The following is a 14812-nucleotide window of genomic DNA, read 5'->3' on the forward strand; positions in this document are numbered from 1 at the left end:
ATGTATTGGTGTTTTATTTATTTGAATGCTTTGGCCGTTCAATATCTTAAAATCATATATTGATGAGTATATGGTTTGCTTTGTAAAAGGAGAGGTTTATGAAACTGAATAAGAAATCCTTGTTAGTCGCTTGTGTGTTGGCGACTATGTCTACAAGTGCTTTTGCAGCATCTACAACAACATCTACTAGCAGTAAAACTGTGACAAATCAAGATACACCGACATCTACAAGTACGCGTGTAACTAGTGAGAAACATACAACAGCAACATCCTCTACTTCAGTTTCAACTATGGAAAAATCTAAAGCTAAATCTAGCGGTGTATCCGTATCGGTTGGTGCTGGACGCATGGCGGATTATGTTGTTGTGCCAATTCTTTCTGCTCAGCATCAGCCTCCAGCGGCTCTTAAATCGATACAAGCAGTAATTGACAATGATAACTTTATTAAGTTGGGCCAATTAGCTACAGTAAAACAAAAAGGAAAATGGGGCGTAGTCGGTACAGACGGTAAAGTTTTGCTTGAACCACAATATTTAGATATCGATCCATCATTATCTGCTGATGGTACATATTATGCATATACTAAAAAAACATTAGAACATATTAACATTGATGGTTCTGTGATTTCTAGTGGTGTTGACACCTATGGTGAGCATGATAAAGATATTTTGGCACGTCGCGAAATGGTAAAAAATTTATCCAATGGCGATGTTAAAATAAACTCTATTTCCTATCCAAGTGATTCTTATACAGCCGTTTCTGTAAAAAATAAATGGGGATTTGTAGATGCTTCTAACAATACGGTGATTGAGCCACAATTTAAGGAAGTGTATACAAAATTTAGTGAAGATCGTGCCTTTGTAAAAAGTGCTAAAGGTAAAACTATAGCTATTGATGGTAGCGGCAATCCAATTTTTGAAGCTCCTACAGACGATATTGATGAATTTAAGAATGGATTGGCCGAATATCGACGTCATATTAGTAAGTTTAATTTAGGTGGATTTTTAAGCATGGCCGTAGGCATAGGTTTAAGCAGTCAAGGTGGGATTTATTATGGTGATGCTTGGAACCCAGTTTATGATGGTGTAAAACGTGGTTATTTGGACCGCAGTGGCAATATCATCATTGACAGCAAGAATGATGCCGTATGGCCAATGACAGCTTATGGTACACTTGTTAAAAATCAAGGTAAATTAGGATTTATGAATCGTAATGGTGAATATATTATTCAACCTGGTAATTATGATGCAGGGGAAATGGATACCATTAATGCTTTGTTAGTACTCATCAATAAAGATAATGGAAAAGCTGGTAATTTTAATTTAGAAACAGGAAAACAAGTTAATCCATTTATATATGATTCAATTAATTTTGTAAGTGCTACTCGGATGGTAGCTACAAAAGGTGAAAGTAAATACTTAATTGATATGCAATCCGGTAATACTGTATTTACAACAACTAAGGATATGACAATAGACGCATTTGGTGGGGCCTATACTTGGGTTCATAAAGGGTCTAACGATTATCAATTAATTGATGAGAGTGGTAAAGTTTTATTCCATGATAAGAATAAGTTGATTAGTAAAACTGTACCATTTAGACATGGTTATGGCGCAGTGAAGTCTAATGGAAAATGGGGTGTAATGAACTCAAACGGTGAATGGGTTGTTCAACCAATGTATGATGCAGTTAATGTGCTATAAATCGTATTTGGTCAAAATTTTCTGTGTATAATCTATTGCGCTATTTGCTACAAACTCATAACAAATATTATAACTAAAATAATTGGTTCATTAAAAATTCATGATATGGTATACTGAGCCTATAATGTATAGTTATATGTTTTTATTTGTTTTTATTTGGTTTTGGGGGTACATATGAAATCTTCTAAAGCACTTTTAAAATTGTTGGTTGTTGGTTGTATTGGTTTGGGTTGCTTAATGCCTACAGTTGCGCATGGGGAAAACACTACAGAACAAGCCGCAGGGGAGAACTCTGTTGTAAAAACAGAGATGCCATCAGGTGTTAATCGTATTCAACTGTTAAAAAATGAAGACTCATCTTCAACTGTACGCACAAGTTCTATTATTAATGGTCATGCTTATATTCCTAAGGATACAAAGATTGAATTAGAATTAATTACTCCAATTAGTTCCAAACGAAGTAAAGAGGGGAATACTTTTAGATTAAAAACATTAGAAAATCTTCTTATAAATGATGTTGTAGTAATTCCAGCAAACCAAGAAGTACTGGGAACGATTACAAAAGCTAGAAAAAACGGTATGCTTGGCCGCAAAGGTAGATTAGAATTTAGCATAAATGAAATTAAAACTGTTAATGGAGTTACAGTTCCTCTCGATGCTCAAGTAAAAGGTAAAGGTCATTCTGATAATGGTGCTGTAGCTGTGGCTGCTGCTGTTAGCCTAGTTGGTGGCTTATTTATGAAGGGGACAAACATTTACTATGAACCAGGCCAAAAGTTTGTTGCTGTGGTAGCTGCTGATACAGATTTAAATACAACAGTGGAAGATCTTCCAAATGCTATGAACCCAAGTAAACCATCTGGGCAAAATATTGTGTTGCCAACAAGATAGATTAAGATTCATATGAAAATATTATAGTGATTAAATATCCGGTATCGATAGATTGTATCTGTTGGGTACCGGATATTTTGTTTTTTGAAATAGCTAATACTTACTTTTCTTTATAGTCTGAATAATCCTTCTATGATTAATAATAGTTATAATTAAAAAAATCGATTTACCTAGAAAATAAGCGTGTTATAAGGTATAATTATAGAGATATATTCCGATTTGGTGTACATTTACACTTTTACTTGGAATATGAGGATGATGAAAGTAATACTGTGAACCCCATGCCCAACGGGTTCAGGTGTAGGAGGTATAAAATGGCTAAAGATTGTTCCTTTGACGTTGTGTCTGAAGTGGATATGCAAGAAGTAGACAATGCGGTAAACCAAGCGAAAAAAGAGATTGGTACACGTTATGATTTCCGTGGCTCTAAAGCGGAAATTAGTCTTGAAGGCGACACTATCAAAATCATCGGTGATGATGAATATAAATTGAATGCCATTATCGATGTATTAAAAGGCAAGATGGTTAAACGTAATGTAGCGATTAAAAATCTTGACTACGGTAAGGTTGAACCTGCAGCTGGTGCTACAGTGCGCCAAGTAATTACTATTAAAAAAGGTATTACGAAAGAAAATGCTAAAGAAGTAGTAAAAGCAATTAAAAACATGAAGCTTAAGGTACAAGCATCTATCCAAGAGGATCAAGTGCGCGTATCTGGTAAGGATAAAGACGATTTGCAAGCAGTTATCCAAATGTTAAAACAATTGGATATTCCTGTAGAATTGCAATTCGTTAACTTCCGTTCCTAATAACATATGTCCATAAGATAGGGTTAGTTTGATTCATTGGAGTTGCTAACCCTATCGGTGTAGGAGGCCTTATGAAAGTAGAGGACATGAAGGGTGGCTATACCACAGGTTCATGTGCTACGGCAGGTATGAAAGCTGGTTTATTGGCCCTCTTAGATAAGAACATCGTGGATCAAGTGGTCATTGAAAATCCTCAAGGTCAGTATATTGAGGTGCCTATTAAAGCCGTAGAGGTCATATCCGATACAGAGGCTAAGGTGACCGTTATGAAAGACGGCGGCGACGATCCTGATGTAACCCATGGCAATGATGTGGAAACGACAGTGACCCTTGATGATACTGGTGAACTACGATTCCGGGCAGGCTTTGGCGTTGGGACGGTAACGAAACCGGGCCTTGCGATGCCGCCAGGAGAACCGGCCATCAATCCAGGGCCTCGAGCGATGATGAAAATCGTCTTTGAAGAGCATTGTGTACATGGCCAAGGCGTAACGGTAACGGTGAGCGTACCAAACGGTATGGTATTAGCCAAGAAAACGTTAAATCATACCCTGGGTATCGAAGGTGGTATTTCCATTATCGGTACTACGGGTATCGTTAAGCCTATGAGTGAAGAAGGGTTCAAAAACTCGTTAGTACCTCAGCTAAAGGTTATGAAAGCAAATGGTTGTGAAACGGCTGTTCTCGTGCCGGGCCGTATCGGTCAGGATCTGGCGGAACAAGTTCTGGGGATTCATAAGAACCAAATGGCAGAAACCAGTAACTTTATTGGCTTTATGCTGGAAAAGGCAGTACAAATTGGCTTCAAGCGTATTTTGATCATCGGTCATATTGGCAAATTAATAAAATTAGCTAGTGGTAGTTTCCATACCCATAATCGCATGAGTGATGGTCGCATGGAAAGCATCGTAGCCTATGCCGCTTTAGAAGGGGCATCCCAAGCGGTGTGTGAAGAGTTATTTAATTGCCAAACTACAGAGTCTACGTTCCCTATTTTAGAACGAGAAGGATTGAATGGTGTATACCAACGCGTTGTAGATCGTGCCTCTCTACGTAGTGAGCGATATATTGCTAACGAAGCAGAGGTAGGTATCATTATTACCACCTTAAAGGGCGAGATTTTGGCGATGGATAAGCATGCAAAAGAGATAGGAGAGCTTGAACAATGGCACATACCTTGTATATCGTAGGCATTGGTCCAGGTAATCCTGATTATGTGGTACCTAAAGGCCTTAATTTAATTAAACATGCTACAGTATTGGTCGGTAGCGAACGGTCCTTAGAGGACTTTCAAGAACCTGGCCAAATTACATATCCTGTAACGGGTAAGCTTAGCTTGCTCGCTGAGCAAATTGAGCGTGAGCTCAACGATCATGACGTTGTCGTTATGGTTAGTGGTGATACTGGCTACTATAGCTTGTTGCCGTATTTAAAAAATAAATTCCCTGCCAATCCTATTGAGGTGGTGCCAGGCATTAGTTCTATGACCTTTGCTTTTGCACGACTTAATGAGGTGTGGCATGATGCGGATTTAATGAGCTTTCACGGCCGTCAACCGGCACCAGAGAAGCTCGTATATGAAGCAGGTAAAAAGATGGGATTCTTGACGGATCCTGAATATAATCCAGCGCATATTGCGCGTATTTTAATAGATGCAGGTTGGCCAAAAGAAACGAGAGCAGCAGCCCTTGAGCGTTTGAGCTATGATGATGAAAAAATTGTAGACTCTACGCTAGAGGTAATAACTGAGCTAGAAGGTTTTGGTCACTCTGTAATGGTGGTACTAGGATGAGACATTTTTTCGGAATTCCTGATGAGGAATTTATCCGCGGCGACGTGCCGATGACGAAATGCGAGATTCGCAAAGCCGTTATGAACGAGGCACGCATCGAGGAGGATAGCATCGTTCTTGACGTAGGTGCTGGTACGGGCTCTATCTCCATTGAAGCAGCCTTGGCAGCTCCTAAAGGGCATGTATATGCGATTGAGCGCTTTGATAAAGGTATCGACCTTATCAATGAGAACATGAAGAAATTCAATGTAAATAATATGACGGTTATCAAGTCCAAAGCTCCTGAAGGCATGGAAGAATTGCCTGAGCTTGATGCGGTTATTATCGGCGGCAGTGCTGGCGGTATGACAGGCATTATGGACGAGGCGCAACGTCTATTAAAAATTGGTGGCCGTCTAGTTGTAACTGCTGTAACAATGGAAACTGGCTACACAATTCTTAAAGAGTTGAAAGGTCGTCCTTTCACCTATGAAGGTTACCAAATGTCTATCAGCCGTTACCGCAAGGCTGGTCCATATCATTTGTTAGATCCTTTGAGCCCAATTTTCATTGTATCTGCAACGCGTATCGCAGAAGGAGAGTAATATGGTTGATGTACATATCGTAGGCGCAGGCCCTGGAGATCCTGAGTTAATCACTCGCAAAGGGTATCGTTTAGTGCAAGAGGCAGACGTTGTTATATACGCTGGCTCCTTGGTAAACCCTGCTATTTTAGAGGCTTGTAAACCAGGCTGTGAAATTCATAACAGTGCTACCATGAACCTTGATGAGGTTTTGGCTGTTATGAAGGCTTCTGTTGAGGCTGGTAAAAGCGTAGTTCGCCTTCACACAGGTGACCCTGCTATTTATGGTGCTATTCAAGAGCAAATGGATGCACTAGCTGGCATGGGCATTTCTTATGAAGTCGTGCCAGGTGTAAGTTCTTTCCTTGCTACAGCAGCGGCTTTGAAACAAGAATATACACTACCTAATGTATCTCAAACAGTTATCATTACGCGTATGGAAGGCCGTACACCGATGCCTCCAAAGGAAAAATTACGCATGTTAGCATCTCATGAAGCAACAATGTGTATTTTCCTTAGCGTCCAAATGTTAGATAAAGTAGTGGCTGAACTCATCGAGGGCGGTTATGACAAAACAACTCCAGTGGCTATCGTAGTAAAAGCGTCTTGGCCAGACCAACGCATTATTCGTGGCACATTGGAAACTATTGCGGACATCGTAGCGAAAGAGGGCGTATTGCGCCAAGCTATGATCGTAGTAAGCCATGTATTAGATAGTGAATACGAATTATCTAAACTCTACGACAAAGGCTTTGCTCACATGTACCGCAGTGCTAAGGACTAGTATGATGAAAGAACTAGAAACTGTTGCGCCTTTGACGAGAAGCAAGAAAAATAGAACAGCTATTCTTTCTGTGTCTGAACGAGGTGCAAAGCTAGGTCAACGCATCAAGTCTTTGGTGGCACCCCATGCGGATTGCTTTGAAAAGGAAAACCGTCCTTCTGGTGGTGAGGCTATTTATTTTGATTCCCTCAAAAACCATATTGGACAGATTTTCAAGGATTACGATCAAGTACTTTGTATTATGGCTCTCGGTATTGTAGTGCGCATGATTGCACCATATATTGAGCATAAATCTAAGGATCCTGCAGTAGTCGTAATGGACGAAGTAGGACACCATGTGATTAGCTTACTGTCTGGTCACCTTGGGGGCGCCAACGAATGGACGCAGTCCATTTCGCTGGCCATCGATGCGGACCCCGTCATTACAACCGCAACGGATGTAAACGGATTGCCAGCGCCTGACGTGTTGGCGCGCCACGAGCATCTGTTGGTAGATGATTTTCAAACCTTAATCAATGTGAACTCTGCCATCGTTGGGGGAGAACAGGTTGATTATTATATCGATGCAAGCTTACCGAATGTAGAGCGTTTAGAACAAGCTGCAAAAGCTCATATTGGTGAGCATGGTATGGTTCATGTTGTTTCCTTGAATCAACTAGAGTCTATGCCATGTAAAAATGAAGGCGATGAAGAGGGCTTATCTCGAGTAGTCATTACGGATAAAGTAATGACCGAGTATGGACATCAATTGATTTTGCGCCCTCGTACGTATACGATGGGCATTGGCTGTCGTCGAGATACGCCGAAGGAATTAATCCTTGACGCCATACAACAGTCGCTAGCAGCACATAAGCTTTCACCAAAGAGCCTTGTAACGGCTGCATCGGTCATCGTTAAACAAGATGAAGTAGGCCTCTTAGAGGCTATGCAAATTATGGGGTGGCCTATCGTGTTCTATACACAGGACGAGATGGCACCACTCATTGAACAAGAAGAATTAAAAGAATCTAATTTTGTAAAAGGAACTATAGGAGTAGGAAACGTATGCGAGACAACGGCATTACTAGCGGCCAAGAGCCGAACATTAATACAGCACAAAACAATTTATCCCAAAACAACGGTAGCCATTGCACAGGTAACATCAAAGTAATCGGCATTGGCCCTGGCGATGAAGAGTTTATGACGCCTCAAGCGCGCGAAGCTATCTTAGCAGCTGACCGCGTAGTAGGTTATTTGACATACCTCGACTTGATTAAAGACCTTATCGAAGGTAAAGAAACTGTAGGTACTGCAATGATGCAAGAAGTAGATCGTTGCCAACAAGCAGTTGATTTGGCTGTAGAAGGTCATCAAGTAGTTGTAGTATCCTCTGGTGACTCTGGCGTATATGGCATGGCAGGTCTTGTGTTGGAACTTGCTAATAAAGTACCAGCAGAAAAACGTCCTTCCGTAGACATCGTACCTGGCCTTAGTGCTGTAAACGTTGCAGCATCCGTATTAGGTGCACCACTGATGCATGACTTTGCAGTTATTTCCTTGAGCGACTTGATGACTCCATGGAATCTTATCAAAAAACGTGCAGACCTTTGTGCACAAGGTGATATGGTTATCTCTTTGTATAACCCACGCAGTAAAAAACGTGTTACACATTTAGATGAAGTTCGCGCAATCGTTCTTAAATACCGCGACCCTAAAACACCTGTGGGCATCGTGCAAAAAGCAGGCCGCCCAGGTCAACATATGGTAATTTCTGATCTTGAAAACTTCACAAATGAAGAAGTGGATATGCAAACACTTGTTATCATCGGCAATAGCCAAACTTATGTTGAAAATGGTCGTATGATTACACCTCGAGGCTACAAATTATGATTTGGGTCATCGCCGGTACCTTGGATGGTCGCACCTTAGCGGTAGATATTCAAGAACGGACAGGTGAAGAGGTGCTTGTTACGGTAGTTAGCCAATATGGTGCAGAGCTTGCTGCCCATAAAGGCATTACCGTACATACAGGCCGCCTTGACCAAGAGGCTATGCAAAATTTGATTAAGGAGTACAATGTGCGTCTATTAATCGATGCAAGCCATCCGTATGCTGCTATCGTTACGGCTACGGCTCAAGATGCAGCAAAAGCTGAAGGTATTCCTTTTGTTCGTTTCGAACGTAAAGAGGTACCATTACCAGACTATGATAAATTACATATCGTAGTGGACGAAGTAGAAGCAGCGAATTTGGCAGGCAAGTTAGCGAAGGAAAATAATAACCATGTGTATTTGACTACTGGTAGTAAGACAATGCACATCTTTGCTAAATCTGAAGCCTTGCAAGATTGCGAAGTATGGACACGCATTTTGCCAACTGCAGAGGTGTTACAAATGATGGAAGACCTCAATGTAAGTCCCAAACGCATTGTTGCTGTACAAGGTCCATTCTCTTACGATATGAACCGCATCATGTTCCACGATACGAAGGCGAGCGTTGTAGTTATGAAAAACTCCGGCCTTGTAGGTGGTGCTGATACAAAATTACAAGCAGCCATGGATCTTGGTATCCATGTTATTGTTATCGATCGTCCACGTGTTAAGATTGAAAGCCACGTGGTATCATCTAATGATGAATTTTTCAAATTATGGGAGGACACTAATGGATTACGTTAAAAATCCTAAAGCCATTGAAGATAAAAGTATGGAAATCATTTACGATTATGTAAAAGATTTGGGTTTAACAGATGATGAAGTACGCGTAGTATCTCGTACTGTACATGCTTCTGGCGACGTTGAATATGCTCAACTCGTAAAAATGAGCCCTGATGCTGTTCAAAAAGGTATCGAAGCATTAGATAATGGTGCAGATATTTATACAGATGTGGAAATGGTTCGCACAGGTATCTCTAAACCAGCTCTTAAAATTCGCGGTAACGAAGTACACTGCTTAATTAAAGATGAAAACGTAGCTAAAATGGCTAAAGAGTTGGGGGTAACTCGCTCTATCGCCGCTATGCGTACATTTGGCAAACAATTAGAAGGTCAAATCGTTGCTATCGGTAATGCTCCAACAGCATTGTACGAAGTATTGCGTTTAGCCCTCGAAGAAGGCGTTAAACCTGCTCTTATCATTGGTATCCCTGTAGGCTTCGTAGGCGCTGCAGAATCCAAAGACTATTTGATGGAAGTATCCCCAGTTCCTTACATCACTGTAAAAGGTAACAAAGGTGGTAGCCCAATCGCTGCTTCCGTATGTAATGCATTGCTTTACACAGATGTAAAACGCAATGACATGCTCTTCGTAGAAGGCAAAGAGTCTAAATAATACAAAACCCGAATCGTATGTTAGTAGTTTTTTGCGATTCGGGTTTTACTGTATATTTTTAATACTACCAGTTAAAAGTAAATGTTTAGGCCTATAATATTATCTTTTTTAGATACTACCAGTTAAAAATAAATATTTTTAACTGGTAGTATCTCTATAATAGGTAGTACTAAGTCTAAAAATTTAGGATTTTCAAAATAACGTATTTGTTATATGAAAATCTGGAGAGGGGGTTCGTATGGCATCTATTAATGAACGAAAATTATTTCGATTATCAGTTATTATTTTTTTAATAGTTGCTGTTGTAGCTAGCATGATTATATCCCTTATTTGGGGGTCTACACCGGTGTCATTAACGGAGATTTGGCATACATTGTGGGCTAGTGAGCTAACAGATACATCATCACAAATTATTTGGAATATTCGGTTGCCTCGTAATATTGTAGCTGCACTAGTTGGTGCTTGTTTAGCCGTATCGGGTGCCATTTTACAGGCCGTAATGAAGAATCCTTTAGCAGATCCTCAAATCGTTGGCGTTTCGTCCGGTGCTGGACTTGCTGGGGTTATCATATTTATTCTTTTTCCTGGTTATGACCATATAGTACCTTTAGTGGCCTTTCTAGGTGCTATGGCTGCCGCTCTCATGGTATATGCTCTGGCATGGAAAAATGGTGTACGCCCGAGCCGTATCATCTTGGCCGGTGTTGCGGTGGCTGCCTTTTTAGGCTCTGGTATTTCTGCATTGCTTGTATTCTTTGGTGATCGTGTGCAAGGCGCTTTGCTTTGGATGGTAGGGGGACTGGCTGCACGCAGTTGGCCTCAAGTAGAGGTTCTGTTCCCATACGCGTTAGTCGGTCTTATTTTTGCTTGCTTAGGAGCTAAACGTTTGACCATCTTAAGCTTAGGTGATGAAACAGCAAAGGGGCTAGGTCTTAAGGTTGAACAAACGCGGTTTGTTATGACAGCCGTTGCTGCTTTATTAGCGGCAGGCGCTGTTAGTATTGCGGGCTTGATTGGCTTCGTAGGCCTTGTTATACCTCATATGTTGCGTTTAATCATCGGCAATGATTATGCGTATTTGCTACCTGGCTCGGCATTATTAGGCGCACTCGTCCTCGTTATTAGCGATACGGTAGGGCGTGTCATGTGGAGTCCAATCGAGGTACCGGTTGGCATTATCATGGCCTTCTTTGGGGCACCATTCTTCTTATATCTATTGAGGAGGGATAACTAATGAAAACGGCTATTGATGTAAAACAGTTATCCGTAACTCTCGGTGATCGTCAGATTCTGCATGATATTAATGTATCGGTTCCTGTTGGTAAAATAACGACCTTAATAGGACCTAATGGTTGTGGTAAAAGTACATTGTTACGGTCTATGATTGGCTATATCCATAGTCCTCGTGAATGTGTAACAATTCTAGGAAAACCATTACAGTCCTATTCACAAAGTGAATTGGCAAGGCAGATGGCATTTTTGCCACAGGTGCCTAATATGCCAAAGGATATGACCGTAGAAGAATTGGTATATTGTGGACGCTATCCATACCAAACTTGGTGGAAGAATACGGCCAAAGAGGACCGAGAAATCGTTGACTATGCCTTAGGCATTACGAAAACAGACCATTTGCGTTATCAATTAATACCATCTTTATCGGGTGGTGAACGACAACGCGTTTGGATTGCTATGGCTCTGGCTCAGGAACCTAAATTACTAGTGTTAGATGAGCCAACAACGTACTTAGATATTAATCATCAACTAGAAATCATGGAGTTACTAAAACGATTAAATGAAGAGCAAGGGTTAACAGTACTGATGGTACTTCATGAATTGACACAAGCCGTACAATATTCACATTATATGGCCGTTATAAAAAATGGCCATTTAGTGACATCGGGTGAGACGAAATCAATTATTTCAGATCATCTATTTCAACAGGTATTCTCTGTAGATGTGCAGATTGATACATTCGATGATAAGCAATATGTGCGGGTAAAAGGTTTAGTTAAATAGTTTAGTTAAATAGTTTAAACCCATAAGAATTTAAACCAATAGTAGGAAAAAGGGCACTCCCCATTGGGGAATGCCCTTTTTTGCATAATGTAATATATTAGAATGTAACATTAATGCCATAAGCTTCTTTCACTAAACGTGCCATAGCCTCAGGTGTTTGTAGTCCTGGGTTAAGTAGGAATAGTTTAGATGGTAAGTAAATAACACGATTGTTTTGTACTGCCTTAAGATTTGCCCATGCAGGATTATCTGTCATGGCTTGTTTCATAGCCTTTGTAATTTCTTCTTCTTTACCCATGGTAACGACGAAGATAATATCAGGGTTATCAGCGGTTAATGTTTCAAGAGAATACGGTACCGTTTTATCCTTAGTTGTACCATCTAGGTGAGATGTTACAACATTTGTCATACCCAATTCTTTGACCATAGATGCAGTTACTGCTTCGTCAGTTTCGGCAGTCACGCCTTTACCCGTAGCACGTAATACGGCAACACGCGCAGGTTGTTGGTTTTTAATGGCATCCTTTACCTTTTGAATGTTGCTTTCATAGGTAGCAATAACAGATTTAGCCTTATCTTGGTGGTTGGTTAATTCCCCAAGGAATGTTAGCATTGGTACATTATCCTTGATGCCATCGTAATTAAAAAGTACGGCTGGAATATTGTTAGATTGTAATTGGGATTTGTATTTTTTATGTTGGTTTTGTAGACCCAATACTACGTCTGGTTTTAAACCTAATAATTGTTCCATGTTGATATTAGCCGTTTGACCTAATGCAGGTAATGATTCTAATTCTGGTGCTAATTTATCTGTTGTGCTAGCACGAGAAACGGCTTTGCCATCCACTGCGTATAGCATGGACAATACAGAATTTGAAAGAACAGCGATGCGTTGTGGATCCTTTGGTACAGTGTAGGTTTCACCATTAAAGGTAAGTTCCTTCGTAGTAGCAGAAGAGCTGGATGTGGATTTACCACACCCAGCCATTGCTAGTACGATCATGACCAAAGCAAGACTACAGAGTAGTAGTTTTTTCATGATGTACTCCTATGTACGTTATATAACGATACTAGTTAAATTGTTGAATGATTATTTTTGTAATGCGTCCCAAGATTCGTTAGCACGTTCAACGAATAAGTTACGGATGTTAGGGTTTTCACCTAAACCATGAAGGTAAGTATCTACTTTGAAGCCTTCTTTTTCAAGGATGGATTTATGGGAATCTGGTTCCGCACCAGCCATGTCGTTGTTTGCATGGTCGCCAGCAACCATCATGAATGGCATCAATGTAACATGTTTAATACCATGTAATTTTAATTGTGGGATAACTTGTTCAAGATTTGGAGTACCTTCTACTGTGTAGATAAATACATTTTTCATACCAAGAGTATGGATACGGTCTTGAATTACAGAATAGTAAGCATTGGAAGGATCTGGAGTACCATGAGCCATGATAAGAAGAGCGTCTTCTTTGCCTAATTTAGGGAATTGAGATTGAACAGCTTTTAATGTTTCAATAACTTGGTCAGTTTGGTTTTCTTGACCCATCCAGTACATAAGAGATGTACCAAGTGTCATTTTTTTGAAATTATCTTTGTACAAATTATATACTGCTGCATCGTAGTTGTATTCCATACCAGGGATTACATCAAGGGATGCTAATGCAACGCGAGTGTAACCGTCTTTTTTGAGTTCAGCCAAAGCTTCTTCAGGAGTTGGGTAAGTAATACCTTCTTTTTGTTGGATACGATCACGAATGATATGGCTTGTGAAAGCTGTAACTACTTTTGTGTTTGGATGAGCTGCTTTAATAGCATCTACAGTTGCGTCGATTGTTTTTGCACGAGTATCTTTATAAGTTGTACCAAAGCTCATAACAACCATAGCATCTTTGTTTGGCAAGTTTTGTAAAGCTTCTGTATTGTGTGTGCGTACACCAATCGCAGCAGCTTCTTTCAATGCTGGTGTAGGATCTTTTACTTCTTCATTTAATTGATAAGCAGCGTTAGATACAGTAGATGTACCAAAGGACACTAAAAGACCTAGAATAGCGGATGCTAATGCTAATTGTTTTTTCATTTTAAAACTCCTATCCATAACTTAACTACAAATCTATGCAATGATCTTAGTAGTATAGATAATTTTATATAAATCGTTATAGGTTTATAGACCACTATAGATGTATTGCATATATATAACCTTAAGCCAATCGTAACAAAGGGACATAGGGGTGTCAATAAACCCCATACCCCTAGAAGTATAGGAAAAATAAGGGCTTTTTAAGAAATTAATGTGATGAATATAGTATAGTATTAGCTTTTATAAATATATTCTTTTTGGTTATAAGGATATGAATGTGTGAATATATGAGTAATTTTATTTTCCTTTCTAGGGATATTTTGATATTTTTTCTCATTGACTTATATTCGTGAATCTTGTACTATTGTTACATAGTAGTTGATAACAATTTTCAGTTATGGAGATTGTATCATGTATGAGCGATATGGAGGTCACATATGAAAGGCATAATTATTGCATCCTTTGGATCAATTTATCAAGATGCTGTGGAGAAATCCATCGGCAGTATAGAGAAAAAAGTACGTTCCATGTATAGCGATATGGAGGTACGCCGTGTATTCTTATCTGATGCATTAGTAGAGAAGTGGAACGAGAAGTACGATGATAAGATTTCTTCTTTCACAGAAGCTATGCAGGATTTTGCTCGTATGGGTGTCGATGAGGTATACATTCAACCTATAACATTGGTAGCAGATCAGTGTTACCAACAAATGCGTAAACAAGCATTGAAGTTTTTACATAGTAATGAATATGGTTTCACACAAGTGAACATTGGTAAACCATTGCTTACGTCGTTAGGTGTAAAAAATTATGCTGATGATTATGAAGCAACATTAGAAAGCATCGTACGTCATGTTAATACAAAAGC

The 14812-nt window shown here is 39.8% G+C and carries 16 protein-coding genes; 14 read left to right on the plus strand and 2 right to left on the minus strand.

All coding sequences use genetic code 11. From position 1 onward, the window contains the following. Nucleotides 1-98: 98 nt before the first annotated feature. The 13 genes from QZ334_RS03825 (at nt 99) to QZ334_RS03885 (ending at nt 11864) form a co-directional block, all read left to right on the plus strand. Nucleotides 99-1703, plus strand: coding sequence for a WG repeat-containing protein (locus QZ334_RS03825; RefSeq protein WP_295232070.1), 1605 nt, complete (start codon nt 99-101; stop codon nt 1701-1703). Nucleotides 1704-1877: 174 nt separating this feature from the next. Beyond that, complete coding sequence (locus QZ334_RS03830; RefSeq protein WP_295232073.1) at nt 1878-2594, plus strand: hypothetical protein; 717 nt, start codon at nt 1878-1880, stop codon at nt 2592-2594. 314 nt (nt 2595-2908) lie between these two features. Next, complete coding sequence (locus QZ334_RS03835) at nt 2909-3403, plus strand: YajQ family cyclic di-GMP-binding protein (RefSeq protein ID WP_295232075.1); 495 nt, start codon at nt 2909-2911, stop codon at nt 3401-3403. Between the two features lie 71 nt (nt 3404-3474). Next, complete coding sequence (gene cbiD, locus QZ334_RS03840; RefSeq protein ID WP_295232077.1) at nt 3475-4593, plus strand: cobalt-precorrin-5B (C(1))-methyltransferase CbiD; 1119 nt, start codon at nt 3475-3477, stop codon at nt 4591-4593. After that, entirely contained in the window at nt 4569-5195 is a 627-nt protein-coding gene (cbiE, locus tag QZ334_RS03845; RefSeq protein WP_295232080.1) for a precorrin-6y C5,15-methyltransferase (decarboxylating) subunit CbiE, read from the plus strand. The genes cbiD and cbiE overlap by 25 nt, the downstream gene beginning before the upstream one ends. After that, on the plus strand, nt 5192-5779 hold the full coding sequence (cbiT, locus tag QZ334_RS03850) for a precorrin-6Y C5,15-methyltransferase (decarboxylating) subunit CbiT (protein WP_054748358.1): 588 nt from the start codon (nt 5192-5194) through the stop codon (nt 5777-5779). The genes cbiE and cbiT overlap by 4 nt, the downstream gene beginning before the upstream one ends. A gap of 1 nt (nt 5780) precedes the next feature. Beyond that, a complete protein-coding gene (gene cobM / locus QZ334_RS03855) occupies nt 5781-6542 on the plus strand; it encodes a precorrin-4 C(11)-methyltransferase (protein ID WP_004697358.1) in 762 nt (253 codons plus the stop codon). A gap of 4 nt (nt 6543-6546) precedes the next feature. Continuing rightward, on the plus strand, nt 6547-7692 hold the full coding sequence (locus tag QZ334_RS03860) for a cobalt-precorrin 5A hydrolase (protein WP_295232097.1): 1146 nt from the start codon (nt 6547-6549) through the stop codon (nt 7690-7692). A gap of 29 nt (nt 7693-7721) precedes the next feature. Then, nucleotides 7722-8411 carry a precorrin-3B C(17)-methyltransferase gene (cobJ, locus tag QZ334_RS03865; protein ID WP_295232100.1) on the plus strand — a complete coding sequence of 230 codons (690 nt, stop codon included), beginning with the start codon at nt 7722-7724 and terminating at the stop codon, nt 8409-8411. Beyond that, a complete protein-coding gene (gene cobK, locus QZ334_RS03870) occupies nt 8408-9196 on the plus strand; it encodes a precorrin-6A reductase (RefSeq protein WP_295232084.1) in 789 nt (262 codons plus the stop codon). Before cobJ ends, cobK begins: the two co-directional genes overlap by 4 nt. Beyond that, nucleotides 9183-9848, plus strand: coding sequence for a precorrin-8X methylmutase (locus tag QZ334_RS03875; protein WP_024045186.1), 666 nt, complete (start codon nt 9183-9185; stop codon nt 9846-9848). Before cobK ends, QZ334_RS03875 begins: the two co-directional genes overlap by 14 nt. A gap of 238 nt (nt 9849-10086) precedes the next feature. Continuing rightward, the gene (locus QZ334_RS03880; protein WP_105089355.1) at nt 10087-11082 is read left to right on the plus strand and encodes a FecCD family ABC transporter permease; all 996 of its coding nucleotides are present in this window, start codon (nt 10087-10089) and stop codon (nt 11080-11082) included. Further along, nucleotides 11082-11864, plus strand: coding sequence for an ABC transporter ATP-binding protein (locus tag QZ334_RS03885; RefSeq protein WP_105089354.1), 783 nt, complete (start codon nt 11082-11084; stop codon nt 11862-11864). The genes QZ334_RS03880 and QZ334_RS03885 overlap by 1 nt, the downstream gene beginning before the upstream one ends. Before the next feature lie 97 nt (nt 11865-11961). Here the strand turns inward: QZ334_RS03885 and QZ334_RS03890 are convergent, their stop codons facing one another. Continuing rightward, nucleotides 11962-12903 carry an ABC transporter substrate-binding protein gene (locus QZ334_RS03890; protein ID WP_295232090.1) on the minus strand — a complete coding sequence of 314 codons (942 nt, stop codon included), beginning with the start codon at nt 12901-12903 and terminating at the stop codon, nt 11962-11964. Between the two features lie 51 nt (nt 12904-12954). Continuing rightward, nucleotides 12955-13944, minus strand: coding sequence for a sirohydrochlorin cobaltochelatase (locus QZ334_RS03895; protein ID WP_105089352.1), 990 nt, complete (start codon nt 13942-13944; stop codon nt 12955-12957). 437 nt (nt 13945-14381) lie between these two features. Here QZ334_RS03895 and QZ334_RS03900 point away from each other — a divergent pair. Then, nucleotides 14382-14812 (plus strand): sirohydrochlorin cobaltochelatase (locus QZ334_RS03900; protein ID WP_295232094.1); only part of this gene is annotated, 431 nt, incomplete at its 3' end.

Origin of the sequence: Veillonella sp., from assembly GCF_019414865.1 — a bacterium.
In the GTDB taxonomy this organism is placed as follows: Bacteria; Bacillota; Negativicutes; order Veillonellales; family Veillonellaceae; genus Veillonella.

Bases quoted from the DNA above. Each gene is read 5' to 3' on its own strand.
- QZ334_RS03875 (WP_024045186.1), top strand. From the start codon at position 9,183: ATGGATTACGTTAAAAATCCTAAAGCCATTGAAGATAAAAGTATGGAA.
- cobM (WP_004697358.1), top strand. From the start codon at position 5,781: ATGGTTGATGTACATATCGTAGGCGCAGGCCCTGGAGATCCTGAGTTA.
- cbiE (WP_295232080.1), top strand. From the start codon at position 4,569: ATGGCACATACCTTGTATATCGTAGGCATTGGTCCAGGTAATCCTGAT.
- cbiD (WP_295232077.1), top strand. From the start codon at position 3,475: ATGAAAGTAGAGGACATGAAGGGTGGCTATACCACAGGTTCATGTGCT.
- QZ334_RS03860 (WP_295232097.1), top strand. From the start codon at position 6,547: ATGAAAGAACTAGAAACTGTTGCGCCTTTGACGAGAAGCAAGAAAAAT.
- cobJ (WP_295232100.1), top strand. From the start codon at position 7,722: ATGACGCCTCAAGCGCGCGAAGCTATCTTAGCAGCTGACCGCGTAGTA.
- QZ334_RS03890 (WP_295232090.1), bottom strand. From the start codon at position 12,903: ATGAAAAAACTACTACTCTGTAGTCTTGCTTTGGTCATGATCGTACTA.
- cbiT (WP_054748358.1), top strand. From the start codon at position 5,192: ATGAGACATTTTTTCGGAATTCCTGATGAGGAATTTATCCGCGGCGAC.
- QZ334_RS03880 (WP_105089355.1), top strand. From the start codon at position 10,087: ATGGCATCTATTAATGAACGAAAATTATTTCGATTATCAGTTATTATT.
- QZ334_RS03835 (WP_295232075.1), top strand. From the start codon at position 2,909: ATGGCTAAAGATTGTTCCTTTGACGTTGTGTCTGAAGTGGATATGCAA.
- QZ334_RS03885 (WP_105089354.1), top strand. From the start codon at position 11,082: ATGAAAACGGCTATTGATGTAAAACAGTTATCCGTAACTCTCGGTGAT.
- QZ334_RS03895 (WP_105089352.1), bottom strand. From the start codon at position 13,944: ATGAAAAAACAATTAGCATTAGCATCCGCTATTCTAGGTCTTTTAGTG.
- QZ334_RS03830 (WP_295232073.1), top strand. From the start codon at position 1,878: ATGAAATCTTCTAAAGCACTTTTAAAATTGTTGGTTGTTGGTTGTATT.
- QZ334_RS03825 (WP_295232070.1), top strand. From the start codon at position 99: ATGAAACTGAATAAGAAATCCTTGTTAGTCGCTTGTGTGTTGGCGACT.
- cobK (WP_295232084.1), top strand. From the start codon at position 8,408: ATGATTTGGGTCATCGCCGGTACCTTGGATGGTCGCACCTTAGCGGTA.